5 protein-coding genes are annotated in these 16,841 nt (G+C 31.5%); 3 read left to right on the forward strand and 2 right to left on the reverse strand.

All coding sequences use genetic code 11. The annotated features are described in order from the left end of the window. Positions 1-124: 124 nt before the first annotated feature. The 3 genes from PG913_RS10795 to PG913_RS10805 all read left to right on the forward strand — a co-directional run bounded on the left by PG913_RS10795 (position 125) and on the right by PG913_RS10805 (position 15,005). Entirely contained in the window at positions 125-13,663 is a 13,539-nt protein-coding gene (locus tag PG913_RS10795) for a DUF7507 domain-containing protein (RefSeq protein WP_271230710.1), read from the forward strand. Between the two features lie 115 nt (positions 13,664-13,778). Then, positions 13,779-14,357 (forward strand): Crp/Fnr family transcriptional regulator, encoded by a 579-nt coding sequence (locus tag PG913_RS10800; RefSeq protein WP_271230711.1) that lies wholly within the window; start codon positions 13,779-13,781, stop codon positions 14,355-14,357. Positions 14,358-14,423: 66 nt separating this feature from the next. Further along, positions 14,424-15,005: an NAD(P)H-dependent oxidoreductase gene (locus PG913_RS10805; RefSeq protein WP_271230712.1), complete on the forward strand. Its 582-nt coding sequence runs from the start codon at positions 14,424-14,426 to the stop codon at positions 15,003-15,005. A 187-nt stretch (positions 15,006-15,192) separates the two neighbouring features. On the opposite strand, the gene PG913_RS10810 is transcribed toward PG913_RS10805, so the two are convergent. Together PG913_RS10810 and lpxB are read right to left on the reverse strand one after the other, a co-directional pair. Then, positions 15,193-15,708 (reverse strand): C40 family peptidase, encoded by a 516-nt coding sequence (locus tag PG913_RS10810; RefSeq protein WP_271230713.1) that lies wholly within the window; start codon positions 15,706-15,708, stop codon positions 15,193-15,195. A 15-nt stretch (positions 15,709-15,723) separates the two neighbouring features. Further along, on the reverse strand, positions 15,724-16,836 hold the full coding sequence (gene lpxB / locus PG913_RS10815; RefSeq protein WP_271230714.1) for a lipid-A-disaccharide synthase: 1,113 nt from the start codon (positions 16,834-16,836) through the stop codon (positions 15,724-15,726). Between the last annotated feature and the right edge of the window lie 5 nt (positions 16,837-16,841).

Here is a 16,841-nt window from a genome sequence, read left to right on the forward strand (position 1 = left end):
GTTTTAAACGTATTGAGTGCCTTTTATTTTAATATAAAGCACATAAGTTTAGAATAGTATAATTAGACTTAATTAAACATTTTTTGTATATTTATGTTAAATTGCTAATACTAAACCTCTTCAAATGAAAAAAATATTATTTATATTTATATATATATATACTAATCTACTTTTTTCTCAATTAAGTAGTGTACATTATTTACCTCCATTAAAACAAGGTTCAAATAATCAAGCTATAAAACAACAAGCTTTTTATCTTTCAACTCCAGAAATTTTAGCTTTTGATATTAATGTTTTTCAAGGAACAAATACAACAGCTGTTGCAACTCTTAATATCTCAAATACCTCGCCAGGGCAATACAATATTGCTGATGGTGATAATAACATTACACTTGTAACAAACGCAAATACAGGAATTCCACTTTCGAATAGTGGTTTACGTTTTGAATCTGTAAATGGCGAAAAATTTTATGTTAACTACAGAGGAAGATCACAATCTCAAGCAACATCTTTAACATCAAAAGGAGACAAAGCTTTAGGTACTTCATTTAAATGGGGAGGTAGACCAAATTATGGTAATGGTCACATATCGTTAAATGCAACATTAGGTATTATGGCTACACAAGATGGTACAACTACCATCAACATATTTAATTATGGTAGTGATTGTGAATTTAGACTGCAAGGTGATGATGATGGTATTACTGATAATAGTCTTACAATTACCCTTACTAAAGGTCAAACTTATGTGCTAGAAGCATATAGAAATGCCACTGTTGCAAATATTGATTGTTGGCTAGGTGCTAGTATTCAATCTGATAAAAAAATAGCGATATCAAATGGAAACCTAAACGGAGCTCCGAGGATTAATACTAATAGTAGAGATGCATCAATTGATCAACCTGTTCCTGAAAATTTATTAGGTAGAGATTATATTTTTATCCGAGGAAATGGTGTAGATGATATAGAAACTCCTATTATTATTGCAACCCAAAATAATACTGATATATTAGTTGATAATGTTGTTGTTAAAACACTAAATACTGGTGAATATTATGTTATTGATGGTAGTAATTATACACCTGCAAGTGTTGGTGGTAATATGTATGTTACAACGACTAAAGAAGTTTATGCTTATCAATATTTATCAGGAGCTAGTGGAATACACACTGGAGGACTAAATTTTATTGCACCAGTTAATTGCCTGTTACCTGATAAATTAAGTAATATTTCAAATATTAGAGATGTAGACGGTAAAAACTTTAATGGAGGAATTACTATTATAGCATCAACAAGTACTCCTAATGCAAATATAATTGTTACAGATAATACAGGTATTAAAGCACTAACAAATGAACATAGTTTAGGTGCAAATCTAGATTGGAAAACATTTTACATACCTAATCTTACAGGTAATGTTTCTGTTCAATCGACAGGTCCTATTGCTGTAGGTTTTTTAGGTGTTAGTGGAGCTGCAGGAATTGCAGGTTATTTTTCTGGTTTTGATACCGTCCCCATTGTTGAACTAGATATAACTGGAGGTGGTTGTTTACCTGGTGCTGATGTATTTGAAGTTTCAGCAAATTTTGATGCTTATCAATGGTTTCAAAATGGAATAGAAATACTCGGAGCAACTACAAATGTATTTACTCCAACAGAACCTGGAGGTTTTTACGTAAAAGTAACTAAAGGAACTTGTACTTATAACTCAGGAATACTATCAGTATATAATTGTGATCCTGAAATATTGATAAAAAAAACAGTAGACAATTCAACAGCAATAGAAGGTGATCTTGTTACGTTTACAATAACTGTTGAACATCTTGGAATTAATCCTGTAACCAATTTAGTTATAGAAGATTTACTACCATCAGAATTAAATTTTCAAACAGTAACACCTAGCTTTGGAACATGGACAGCTCCTAATTGGATTATTGGAGATATGTTTAGTGGAGAAATACATACTTTAATAGTTAAAGCAATAGTTAACGAAGTTCCTACAGGAATTACTGTTACAAATACTATTAACAATACACAAACAGAAGTTGAAGCTGATGTTTTAACTGATGACCCAACAGAAGATATTACCATCATAAATAATGAACTTACAATCACTAAAACCGACCAAGCTCCAACAGATGGAAGTTATGATACTGTAGGTGAAAAAATCACCTATAACTTTGTTGTAACAAATACAGGTAGCCAAATTATACCTAATGTTACTATTTCTGATATAAATATTGATGCAGGTAGCTTATCTCCTACTTCTGTAAGCAATTTAGCTATTGGAGCTGTTACTAACTTTACTGCAACACATACTATTACACAAGCTGATATCGAAGCTGATCAAGTTATAAATACTGCTACTGTACAAGGAACTTTATCTAACGGATTTATAATTTCAAGTACTTCTGATGATCCTGATACCGGAACTTTAGGTGATGCTACAATTACTCCTATTGATCAAAAAGGAGAATTAGTCTTAGAAAAAATAGCACAACCTGCACTAGATGGATTATACGATACTTTAGGTGAAGAAATAACTTATGAATTAACAGTAAAAAACACAGGAAATGTAAGTTTAAATAACATTACTATTACTGATTTAAATATTGATGTAGGAAGTTTAACACCAGCAACAATAGCAAATTTACCTGCAGGAGCGTCGGCTATTTTTACAGCAAAACATACTATTGTTCAAGTAGATTTTGATAATGGTAATGTTACAAATACTGCAACTGTTAGCGGTACTGAAGTTATAGAAGGAACACTAATAACTGATACCTCTGATGACCCTACAACAATAGCTTTAAATGACGCTACTATTGTTACTGTTCCTCAATTTGGACAATTAGAAGTAACAAAAATAAGCGACAACCAAACTAATGGACCTTATAACACATTAGGACAAACTATAAAATATACAATTATTGCCAAAAGTATTGGAAATGTTACATTAACAAACATAAATGTTGTAGATCCGAATGCCGATACAGTTACCTTAATTAATACAACAGGTACTGATACTGCTACAGATAACATTGTCGATAGTATGATGCCTAATGATACCGCTACTTTTGAAGCAACTCATATAGTCACACAAGAAGATTTAGATAATTCCGAAGTTATAAACACAGCTACTGTAGGAGCTCAAGACCCTAGTACGGGAAGTGTTACTGATTTATCTGATGATCCAACAGACAATACAACTACAACTAATGATCCAACAATAGTTCCTTTAATTTCAGTACCAGAAATATCAGTAACAAAAACAGCTGATGACGATAGTAATGTAAAAGAAGGACAAATAATTACCTATACCTATACCATAACTAATACTGGTAATGTTACTTTTGATGATATAAGTCTTTCTGATATTCATTCTGGTACAGGTGCATTAGGTACTATTACTTTACAAAGTACTTCTGGTATTGATGATGGACTTGATAATATTGTTAATCAATTGGCTCCTACTCTAAATGCTATATGGACAGCAACTTATACAATAACTTCTTCAGATATTACAAATCAAACAGATATTACAAATACTGTTACTGTAAGTACTACACCTAAAACAGGTACTATAACTCCTGCTGATCTTATAGCTACAGAGGTTGTAACTGTTAATCCTGAAGAAATCATTTGTTCTAACACTACTTTAGCACATAATTTAACTGCTGATGTTAATCCCTCTGTTACATCATTTAGTTGGTCTGCAACTGATACTCCGTATATTTTAGGAGAAACAAGTACTACATCAACAAATACAAATATTACTGATACATTAATAAATATAGGTACAGCAAATCAAGATGTAGTGTACACTATTATTGCTAAAAATGCTAGTAATGATGTAGTAGATACTTATACATATAAAGTTACAGTACAACCTTCACCTAATGTATTAAATACAAATCAATCTTTAAATATATGTACAGGAGGTTCTTTAAATGAAAACTTAAGTGCAGATATTGATAATTTTAATAGTGGAGTTACTTTTTCTTGGTCAGCTACTGATAATTCAAATATTACAGGAGAAACCACTACGAATAGTACAAGTAATAAAATTGAAGATACATTAATTAATACTTCTACAAGTCCTCAAGATGTTATTTATACTATTACTCCTACTGCTACAATCAATAATTGTACAGGATCTATCTACACTATTACAGTAACAGTTGCTCCTTCAATTACATTACCAACAGATGGAACTGCAACTGTAAGTTGTATTGCAAATGCGACACAACCAACTGTACCTATTGTAAATGATATCAATGGAAATCCGATTACACCTGTAATATCTCAAAATACAAGCCCTACTTGTGAGGGTGAAAAAATATATACCTATACATATACTGATTGCTCAGGAAATGTATCAATTTATAAATTTACTTATACTATCGATTTAACTACCGCGCCAATTATTTCAGCTGCAGATGGTCAAAGCGATGTAGAATGTTTAGCATCTGCAACTACTCCAACACCTCCAACAGGAATCAAAGATACCTGTGGAAATGATATAAATCCCGTATTAGTTTCAACAATTGATACACCAAACTCGATTACTTGTGAAGGAACAAGAGTTTATAATTATACCTATACCGATTGTTCTGGATTAGTAACTCCGTGGAAATTCACCTACACAATCGACTTAATTACTGCGCCAATTATTTCAACTGCAGATGGTCAAAGCGATGTAGAATGTTTGGCTGATACAACTACTCCAACACCTCCAACAGGAATTAAAGATGCCTGTGGAAATGATATAAGTGCAGTGTTAATTTCAACAATTGATACACCAAACTCGATTACTTGTGAAGGAACAAGAGTTTATAATTATACCTATACCGATTGTTCTGGATTAATAACTCCGTGGAAATTCACCTACACAATCGACTTAATTACTGCGCCAATTATTTCAACTGCAGATGGTCAAAGCGATGTAGAATGTTTGGCTGATACAACTACTCCAACACCTCCAACAGGAATTAAAGATGCCTGTGGAAATGATATAAGTGCAGTGTTAATTTCAACAATTGATACACCAAACTCGATTACTTGTGAAGGAACAAGAGTTTATAATTATACCTATACCGATTGTTCTGGATTAATAACTCCGTGGAAATTCACCTACACAATCGACTTAATTACTGCGCCAATTATTTCAACTGCAGATGGTCAAAGCGATGTAGAATGTTTGGCTGATACAACTACTCCAACACCTCCAACAGGAATTAAAGATGCCTGTGGAAATGATATAAGTGCAGTGTTAATTTCAACAATTGATACACCAAACTCGATTACTTGCGAAGGAACAAGAGTTTATAATTATACGTATACCGATTGCTCAGGATTAGTTACTCCGTGGAAATTCACCTACACAATCGACTTAATTACTGCGCCAATTATTTCAACTGCAGATGGTCAAAGCGATGTAGAATGTTTGGCTGATACAACTACTCCAACACCTCCAACAGGAATTAAAGATGCCTGTGGAAATGATATAAGTGCAGTGTTAATTTCAACAATTGATACACCAAACTCGATTACTTGTGAAGGAACAAGAGTCTACAATTATACTTATACCGATTGCTCAGGATTAGTTACTCCGTGGAAATATACTTATACTATCGACTTAATTACTGCGCCAATTATTTCAACTGCAGATGGTCAAAGCGATGTAGAATGTTTGGCTGATGCAACTACGCCAACACCTCCAACAGGAATTAAAGATGCCTGTGGAAATGATATAAGTGCAGTGTTAATTTCAACAATTGATACACCAAACTCGATTACTTGTGAAGGAACAAGAGTCTACAATTATACTTATACCGATTGCTCAGGATTAGTTACTCCGTGGAAATATACTTATACTATCGACTTAATTACTGCGCCAATTATTTCAACTGCAGATGGTCAAAGCGATGTAGAATGTTTGGCTGATGCAACTACGCCAACACCTCCAACAGGAATTAAAGATGCCTGTGGAAATGATATAAGTGCAGTGTTAATTTCAACAATTGATACACCAAACTCGATTACTTGTGAAGGAACAAGAGTTTATAATTATACGTATACCGATTGCTCAGGATTAGTTACTCCGTGGAAATATACTTATACTATCGACTTAATTACTGCGCCAATTATTTCAACTGTAGATGGTCAAAGCGATGTAGAATGTTTGGCTGATGCAACTACGCCAACACCACCAACAGGAATTGTGGATGCTTGTGGAAATTCAGTTATTGCTGTTTTAGTTTCAACAATTGATACACCAAATTCGATTACTTGCGAAGGAACAAGAGTTTATAATTATACGTATACCGATTGCTCAGGATTAGTTACTCCGTGGAAATATACCTACACTATCGACTTAATTACTGCGCCAATTATTTCAACTGTAGATGGTCAAAGCGATGTAGAATGTTTGGCTGATACAACTACTCCAACACCTCCAACAGGAATTGTGGATGCCTGTGGAAATGATATAAGTGCAGTGTTAATTTCAACAATTGATACACCAAACTCGATTACTTGTGAAGGAACAAGAGTTTATAATTATACTTATACCGATTGCTCAGGATTAGTTACTCCGTGGAAATATACTTATACAATCGACTTAATTACTGCGCCAATTATTTCAACTGCAGATGGTCAAAGCGATGTAGAATGTTTGGCTGATGCAACTACGCCAACACCACCAACAGGAATTGTGGATGCTTGTGGAAATTCAGTTATTGCTGTTTTAGTTTCAACAATTGATACACCAAATTCGATTACTTGCGAAGGAACAAGAGTTTATAATTATACGTATACCGATTGCTCAGGATTAGTTACTCCGTGGAAATATACCTACACTATCGACTTAATTACTGCGCCAATTATTTCAACTGCAGATGGTCAAAGCGATGTAGAATGTTTGGCTGATACAACTACTCCAACACCTCCAACAGGAATTGTGGATGCCTGTGGAAATGATATAAGTGCAGTGTTAATTTCAACAATTGATACACCAAACTCGATTACTTGTGAAGGAACAAGAGTTTATAATTACACGTATACTGATTGCTCAGGATTAGTTACTCCGTGGAAATATACCTACACTATCGATATTCCTACTTTTACGATTAACCAAACTAATGGAATATCAACAGTAAATAATATTATTAATGCAATTCAACCAACAGCTCCTATTGTAGAAGATGTTTGTGGAAATAATATTATTCCAGTAATTACAGAAAATACATCTCCTATTTGTGATGGTACTAAAATATACACCTTTACATACACTGATTGCTCAGGAAATACGGATGTATACACCTACACCTATACTATCGATGTAACCTCAACTTTAAACATTTCAGATACATCAAAAATAATATGTAGTAATACATCTTTAACATCAGACCTTACTAATTTAACAAGTCTTACTGATGTTACATTTGAATGGTTAGCCACAACAAATCCGAATATAAGTGGTGCTTTAAATGGTAACGGAACAATATTAAACGATAACCTAAAAAACATCTCTGGAAATAATCAAGATATAATATATACAATTACTCCTTTTAATAGCGACGGTTGTAAAGGTGATACATTTAAATATACAGTAACTGTTAATCCAGAACCTTTTAATGCAATAGCTCCTACAGATATTACTTGTAACGGAATCTCTTTAAATCATGATTTAAAAACAGATGTAAATATTACCAATACTACATTTTCTTGGGTAGCTTCACTAAATACAAATGTTACAGGGCAAACAACAACAGTTTCTAATACAACTAGTATTACAGATACATTAATAAATACGACTCAAAATACACAAACAATCGTATACACAATAACACCAACTTCTAACAATAGTTGCGTAGGAATACCTTATACATATACTGTAAATGTTAGTCCAAAAACAGAAATAGCTGTCACAAAAATAGCTATACCTGCTTTAGACGGAAGTTATAATACATTAGGAGAAATTATTGAATATCAAATTACAGTACAAAACAAAACAAATACTGATGTTAACAATGTTACTATTACTGATGCAAATGCAAACACAGGTAGTATTACACCATCATTAGTAACTACAATTGCACCATTAGCAAGTACAGTTTTTAACGCTTCGCATACAATTACTCAAGCAGATTTAGATGCAGGAAAAGTAATAAACAGTGCTATAGCTACAGTAAGCGATTCTTGCGGAACAATAACTACTAGTAATTCTGATGATCCTAATACGGTAAATCCTAATGATGATACGATTACATTATTAGATCAAAATCCATCAATATCATTCGATAAAATAGTTACTTTTAATGATGAAAATAACGATGGTACACCTCAACAAGGGGAAACATTAACTTATAATTTTACCGTAACTAATATAGGAAATGTAACGTTAAGTTCTATTTTAATAAACGATCCTTTAATTAACGTTAACGGATCATTAGCTAGTTTAGCTCCTCGAGCTACAGATACTACATCATTTTTTGCAACCTATACAATTACTCAAGCAAATATCGATGCAGGAAGTATCACAAATTCAGCAACTATTACGGCAACTTCACCAAGTGGTACAGTTATAACTGATACTTCGGATGACCCTAACGACTCAACAAATAATGATGTCAATGGAGATGGTGAACCTGATGATACAACCATATTTACATTTATTGAAAAACCAATATTAACGCTATCAAAAACAGGAGTTTTTATAGATGCTAATGGCGATAATTTAGCACAAGTTGGCGAAACAATAATTTATACTTTTGATGTTACAAACACAGGAAATGTTACTATTTCTGATATTTTAATAACAGATCCGATAGTAGCCGTTACTGGTAACGCAATAACCTTAGCTCCAAATCAAACCAATAGTACTGCTTTTACAGCTAATTATGTATTAACTCAAAATGATATAAATAACGGAACTATTACCAATACTGCAACTGTATCAGGAACATCTCCAAACGGAACAATTATTACTGATACTTCAGATGACCCTACAACAACTGCTGATAATGATGCTACAATAACAACATTATCTCAAAATTCTCAATTATCATTATTAAAAACGGCTCAGTTTAATGATGAAAATCAAAATGGATTTCCTAACGAAGGAGAAACAATTACATACATTTTTGATATCAGAAATACAGGTAATGTTTCTATCACTAACATCACTATAAATGATCCTAAAGCAACGGTAAATGGAGGTTCAATCGATTTAAATCCAAATCAAACTGACAACACTACTTTTACTGCTACTTATACCATAACATTAGCAGATATCAATTCAGGAAATACAACTAATAGTGCAACTGTATCAGGTACAAATCCTTCAGGAAATAGTATTACTGATATTTCTGATGATCCTACAAACACAACAAATATCGATTTAAATAATGATGGAGATCCTGATGATGCAACCATTACTACTTTAGTTGCTAATCCAAAAATGAGTGTTACTAAAACAGGTGTTTTTCAAGATGAAAATGGCGATGGAATAACACAAGTAGGTGAAACAATAGTATATACTTTTAATGTTAGCAATACAGGAAATGTTACTATTTCGAATATCATAATAACAGATCCTTTAGTAAGCATTTCGGGAACGCCAATAACTTTAAATCCTTTAGAAAACAATAGCACAATGTTTACGGCTGTTTATACAATTAATCAATTAGATATTGATACAGCAACGATTATCAATACTGCAATTGTAAACGGACAAAGTCCTAATGGCGATACTATTACTGATACTTCGGATGACCCTAATAATCCAACAGATAATGATACAAATGGTGATGGTGAACCTGATGATACAACTATTACAACTTTACCAGTTAAAGGAAGTATTAGTTTAACAAAAGAATCGTTACCTGCAACAGATTTAAGTTATGATACTGTTGATGAAAAAATCACCTATAAATTAATTGTAACTAACACAGGAAACACCACATTAACAAACATCAATATAACTGATAGTAATGCTGATATAGGAAGTATAAACCCAGCTACAATTTCCGAAATAATACCAGGAGCTAGTACAATTATCAATGCAGAACATACTATTACAAAAAATGATTTAAACAATGGTTTTGTTAAGAATACGGCTAATGTTATGGCTACAGATCCTTCTTTAAATATTATTGAAGATACTTCTGATGACCCTAATAACCCAACAGATAATGATACAAATAATGATGGTGAACCTGATGATATAACAAATACTGTATTATCTCAAAAGCCAGCAATATCACTAGAAAAAATAGCCATTTTTAATGATGAAAATGGTGATAACTTTCCGCAAGTAGGAGAAACAATAACCTATAATTTTAATATAACAAATACAGGAAACATAACAATAAATAACATCACTATTACAGATCCTTTAGTAACAGTAAATGGTGGACCAATTACATTAACCTCAGCAGAAACAAATAACAATACATTTTATGCTGAATATGTAATTACTCAATCAGATATCGATTTAGGAATTATTACCAATACAGCTACCGTAAACGGAGAAGCTATCAATGGAAATAATGTAACCGATACTTCTGATGATCCAAATAACACAACTAATAATGATATAAATAATGATGGTGAACCTGATGATACAACTATTACGACTTTAGCTAATAATCCAGAATTAACATTATTAAAAACAGGTGTTTTTATAGATACTAATAATGACGGATTAGCTCAAGTAGGAGAACAAATTAAATATATTTTTGATGTATCTAACACAGGAAACGTTACTATTTCTAACATTAATATAACAGATGCGATTGTTACAGTTTCTGGAAATCCAATAACATTAATTCCTGGAGAAACAAATAGTACTACTTTTACAGCTATCTACACATTAACTTTAGCTGATGTAAATACTGGTAATATTATTAACACAGCAACTGTTAACGGAACAACTCCTTCGGGAAATAATATTGTAGATACTTCTGATGATCCAACAACAACAGATGATAACGATGCGACAATAACAACACTTATTAGAACTCCTAAATTAGAGCTATACAAAGTAGGAACTTTTAATGATGAAAACGGAGATGGAAATCCTCAAACAGGGGAAACTATTTCTTATACTTTTGATATTAGAAACGTTGGTAATGTTACTATTACTAATATTATTGTTACAGATCCTATTGTTACAGTTTTAGGAGGAGCTATTACTTTAAATCCTTCTGAAGTAAATAACACTCATTTTTCAGCTATTTATACCATTACTCAACAAGATATCGATGCAGGAAGCTTAACAAATACAGCAATTGCAACAGGTCTTGATACTGATGGTGGAATTGTTTCTGATGTAAGTGATTATTCTGATGATCCTAACAATCCTAATAATATCGATTTAAACGGAGATGGAGATCCAGATGATCCTACAGTAACAAGTCTTACAGGAAATCCTCAATTAAATTTAAACAAAACAGCCATATTTAACGATATTGATGGAAACGGATTTGCAAATGTAGGCGAAACAATCAATTATATATTTACTGTTACCAACTCAGGAAACTTAACTATAAGTAATATCAATATTTCAGATCCATTAGTAAACGTTAGCGGAATGCCAATAACATTACTTCCTTCTGAAACTGACAATACTACATTTAGTGCAACATATACATTAACTCAGTTTGATTTAGATAAAGGAACTATAACCAATAGTGCCATAGTTAAAGGACAAAATCCTAATGGTTCTATTATTTCTGATACTTCGGATGATCCTAATAATAGTACAAATGTAGATAATAACAATGATGGTAATCCTGATGATGCTACAGTTTCAATATTAAACACAAAAGAAAGCATCAGTATAACAAAAGAAACTTTACCAGCTACCGATGGAGCTTACGACACAATAGATGAACAAATAAACTACGCTATTATTATTACTAACACAGGTAATGTAACGCTTAGTAATATTGTTATTTCTGATACAAATGCTGATGCAGGAAGTATTTTTCCTGATACAATAACGACACTTGCACCAGGTGAAAGTATAAACGCAGTAGCAATTCATACAATTACTCAAACCGATTTAAATACAGGAGTTGTTTTAAATACGGCTACTGTAAATGCAGTTGGTACTTTTGGAAACACAATAACAGATACTTCGGATGATCCAAACAATTCAACAGATAATGATACAAATGGTGATGGTGAACCTGATGACACAACAAGTACAACTATGATACAAACGCCAGCAATATCATTAATAAAATCTGCTGATATTGCTCCCGATGGTCTATGGAATGCCGTAGGTGAAGTTATTACTTATACCCTAGTTGCTGTTAACACAGGTAATGTAACACTTAGTAATATTATTATTTCTGATACAAATGCTGATACAGGAAGTGTAGTTCCTAATAATATTGCATCAATTTCTCCAGGAGAACAAGTTGTATTTACAGCAAGTCATACTATTACACAAGATGAATTAAATGCAGGTTATGTAACCAACACAGCTATTGTTACAGCTCAAGATACTAATGGAAATAGTATTACTGATGAATCTGATGACCCAAATAACCCAACAGATAATGATACAAATGGTGATGGTGAACCTGATGATGCAACTATAACGCTTACTCCACAAAGCGCAACAATTAACGTAACAAAAACTGTAGATAAATTATCTTACACTAATATTGGAGAAATACTAACCTACAATATTACTATTACTAACAACGGTAATGTAACATTGTTAAATCTTATTATTTCTGATGCCAATGCTATTATAACAAGTGCTAATACAATTCCATCGTTAGCTCCTGGAGAAGTTTTTGTAGCCACAGCTGAACACACAGTTACTATTGCTGATATCAATAATGAATATGTTTCAAACACAGCTTACGTAAGTGGAACTGTAATAAATAGTACTGATACTATAAAAGAAGATTCTGATGATATTGATGATTTAACAAATACTGATATTGATAATGATGGCGATTTTGAAGATCCTACAATAAGTATTTTTAACGGCTCATCTGATTTAAGCATAACCAAAACGGTTGATAATTTAAATCCAATAGTTAACAGTGAAGTTGAATTTACTATTACACTAACAAATAAAGGTACAGTTACAGCTAATAACATCAATATAAAAGAAGTAATACCTAGCGGATATACCTTTATTTCTTACACTAGTTCAGTAGGTTCTTATTCTGATACAACAGGAAACTGGAATGTACCTACTATAAATAGTGGAGACAACGAAACCTTATATATAATTGCGGAAGTTTTAGGCGTTGGAGATTATATAAATACCGCTACAATCAGCAACTTTGAAGGAGCTAATGATAGTGATACACAAAATAATACTGCCTATGCTGTAGCAGCACCTAAATGTTTAGAAGTATACAATATATTTACGCCTAATAATGATGGAGGAAATGATTCTTTTGTAATCAGTTGTATAGAAAAATACCCTAACAACACACTAGAGATTTTCAATAGATGGGGAAATACTGTTTTTAAAGCTAAAGGTTATAAAAATAACTGGAAAGGAATTTCTAACGGAAGAGTAAATATTCAAAAATCAAAAAAATTACCTGTTGGTACTTACTATTATGTTTTAGATTTAGGAGATAATACCGAACCAAAAGTAGGTTGGATATACATTAATAGATAAACTATTTTTTATAAATAACTTTTATTAAAAAGCAATCTCAGATGAGGTTGCTTTTTATTTTTTGATAACTTCGTTACTTGCCTATAAAAACAACGCTACTAAGTTTAATTAAATAATGAAAAACGATTTAATGAAGAATTTTTTAAAATCTTTTGATACACTAACCGATAGTGAAATTAATGATTTTATTAATTCAGCAACAAGTAAACATTTAAAGAAACATGATTATTATATTAAAGAAGGTGAAATATGTAGCTCGATTACTTTTGTTTTATCTGGTATATTAAGGTCGTATCATACTTCCGAAAAAGGAGATGATTTTACATACTGTATTACTTTTCCTAATAATTTTATGACAGCTTACTCTTCTTTTTTAACGAATCAACCAACAAAAGAAAATATACAAGCAATTACAGAAACTGAATTATTAATTATTTCGAAAGAAAAAATTCAACTTCTATCGCATCAAAATAACAATTGGACACACTTTCAAAAAATAATAGCAGAACAACAATATGTTGAATTAGAAAAACGAATATTTTTATTACAAAGTAGTGATGCCAAAAAACGATATGCTAACCTGATGGAAAATCAACCTAAATATATCAAAAATATTCCGTTGCAATATTTAGCTTCTTATTTAGGTATTTCGCAAAGACATTTAAGTAGAATTCGTAAAGATTTTTCTTTTTAAGACATTTGTCATGTAGAATTAAAATCGGTAACTATAATTTAGCTATTAATAATTAACAGCTAAAAAATGAGTAAGAAAATAGTAATTATAAATGGGCATCCGAATAAAAATAGTTTTAATTTTGGATTAGCAGAAGCATATAAAAAAGGAGCATTAGAAAGTAATGCTGAGGTTAAAGAAATTATTATTGCTAACTTAAAATTCAATCCAAATCTTGAAGCTGGTTTTCAAAAAATATCAGCATTAGAACCCGATCTTTTAGATGCTTGGGAAAAAATTAAATGGGCAAATCATTTAGTTTGGGTTCATCCTGTTTGGTGGGGAGGATTACCCGCAATTATGAAAGGTTTTATCGACAGACTTTTTTTACCTGGTTTAGCATTTAAATACAAAGAAAATTCTGTTTTTTGGGATAAACTATTAATAGGAAAAACAGCTCGTATTATTACTACGCTCGATCAGCCAAGTTGGTATTATTGGTTAGTCTATGGAAAACCAAGTGTAAATCAATTAAAAAATTCAACTTTAAAATTCTGTGGAATTAAACCTGTTAAAGTATCCTATTTTGGAATTATTAAAACTTCAAATAATAGCTTAAGACAAAAATGGATTGCTAAAGTTGAAAAACTAGGAAAACTTAATAAATAACAACACTAAAAAAAAGCAACTTCATTTTTTGAGGTTGCTTTTTGTTTTTTAATTAAAACTAAATTTATATAATTAGTAAAAAATACTAGCCCCGATTGAAGCAATTGTTTGAGCTCTTTTTTGTTTTTTTCAAACAAAAAAAGCGAGTGCGGAAAGCGGGAAATTGCTTCAAATAAAAAATTAAATACTACAAAACTCTTTTTGCTTTTACAAAAGCTTTTCGCCAATAATTAGTGTGTAACGAACTTATAATTACGCCACTAGAACTACTCGAATGTATAAAACGAATATCTTTATTTTTTACCGAAGTAACCAAACCAACATGATTTACATTCCCTCTTTTCCTTGATGTTTTAAAGAATAATAAATCGCCACGCTTAACCTTTCCTAAAGAAATTTGATATCCTTTTGCATACATTTGGCGCGATGTTCTAGGTATTTGAACATTACGATGTTTAAAAGAAGTGTAAATTAAACCCGAACAATCCATTCCTCTTTTAGTCGTTCCTCCATATTTATACGGAGCTCCTTTATAACTAACGGCTGTCCAAACAATTTTATCAGCAATAGTTACTTTTTTTGATGAATTAGTAGATTTATGTGTTGATTTTTTAGGTTTTTTATAAGAGTTTACATTTTTTGACGATCCACAAGAAATCACTAAAAAAGAAAGTATTAAAATAAATAATAGTTTTTTAATCATAAATAATACTGTTTTTTAACTCGTTAAACCATCTACAATTAATTTCGCTGTTTTTTCTGATGCTCCTTTTCCTCCTAATATTTGTTCTAAATCGAAATAATCTAAAAACAGTTTATTTCTTTGTTCAGGTTCTAAAATACGTTTTAATTCTATTGATAAATTTTCTTTGGTAAAATCATCTTGAATCAATTCTTTAACCACTTCTTTATTCATAATTAAATTAACCAACGAAATATATTCTAACGTAATAATTCGTTTTGCAATTTGGTATGAAATTTTACTTCCTTTATAACAAACCACTTGAGGCACTTTAAATAAGGCTGTTTCTAAAGTTGCTGTACCCGAACCAACCAAAGCAGTATTTGAAATACTCAATAAATCGTAAGTTTTATTATTGATAAATTTCACATTTTTATCTCCAATAATAGTTTTATAAAATTCGTAAGGCTGACTAGGAGCACCTCCAATAACAAACTGATAATCAGAAAAATCATCAACTAAAGACAACATTACTGATAACATTTTTGTAATTTCTTGTTTTCGGCTACCAGGTAATAAAGCGATAATATCTTTTTGCCCCAAATCATGAGTTATTCTAAAAAGAGTTTCATCTACTTGTTCTCTACCTTCAATTCCATCAATTAACGGATGTCCTACAAAATTTACATCGTAATTATATTTCTGATAAAACTCCTTTTCAAACGGAAGAATAACAAACATAGCATCAATATCACGTTTAATATCTGCTACCCTACCTGCTCTACTAGCCCAAACTTGGGGAGAAATATAATAATTTGTTTTAAAACCTTGTTGTTTAGCCCATTTGGCAATACGTAAATTAAAGCCTGAATTATCTATAAAAAGAATTACATCGGGCTTAAAATTAGCAATATCTTTTTTACAAAAAGACATCATACCTAATATTTTTCTTAAATTAAGTAACACTTCAACAAAGCCCATAAAGGCACGTTCCTTATAGTGTTTTACAAGTGTACCTCCTACTTCTTGCATTAAATCGCCACCCCAAAAACGAATATCTGCTTTTGGATCTTCTTTTAATAAAGATTTCATCAAATTGGCTCCGTGTAAATCTCCAGAAGCCTCCCCTACAAGAATGTAATATTTCATTAACA

Origin of the sequence: Tenacibaculum pacificus, from assembly GCF_027941775.1 — a bacterium.
Lineage (GTDB): Bacteria > Bacteroidota > Bacteroidia > Flavobacteriales > Flavobacteriaceae > Polaribacter > Polaribacter pacificus_A.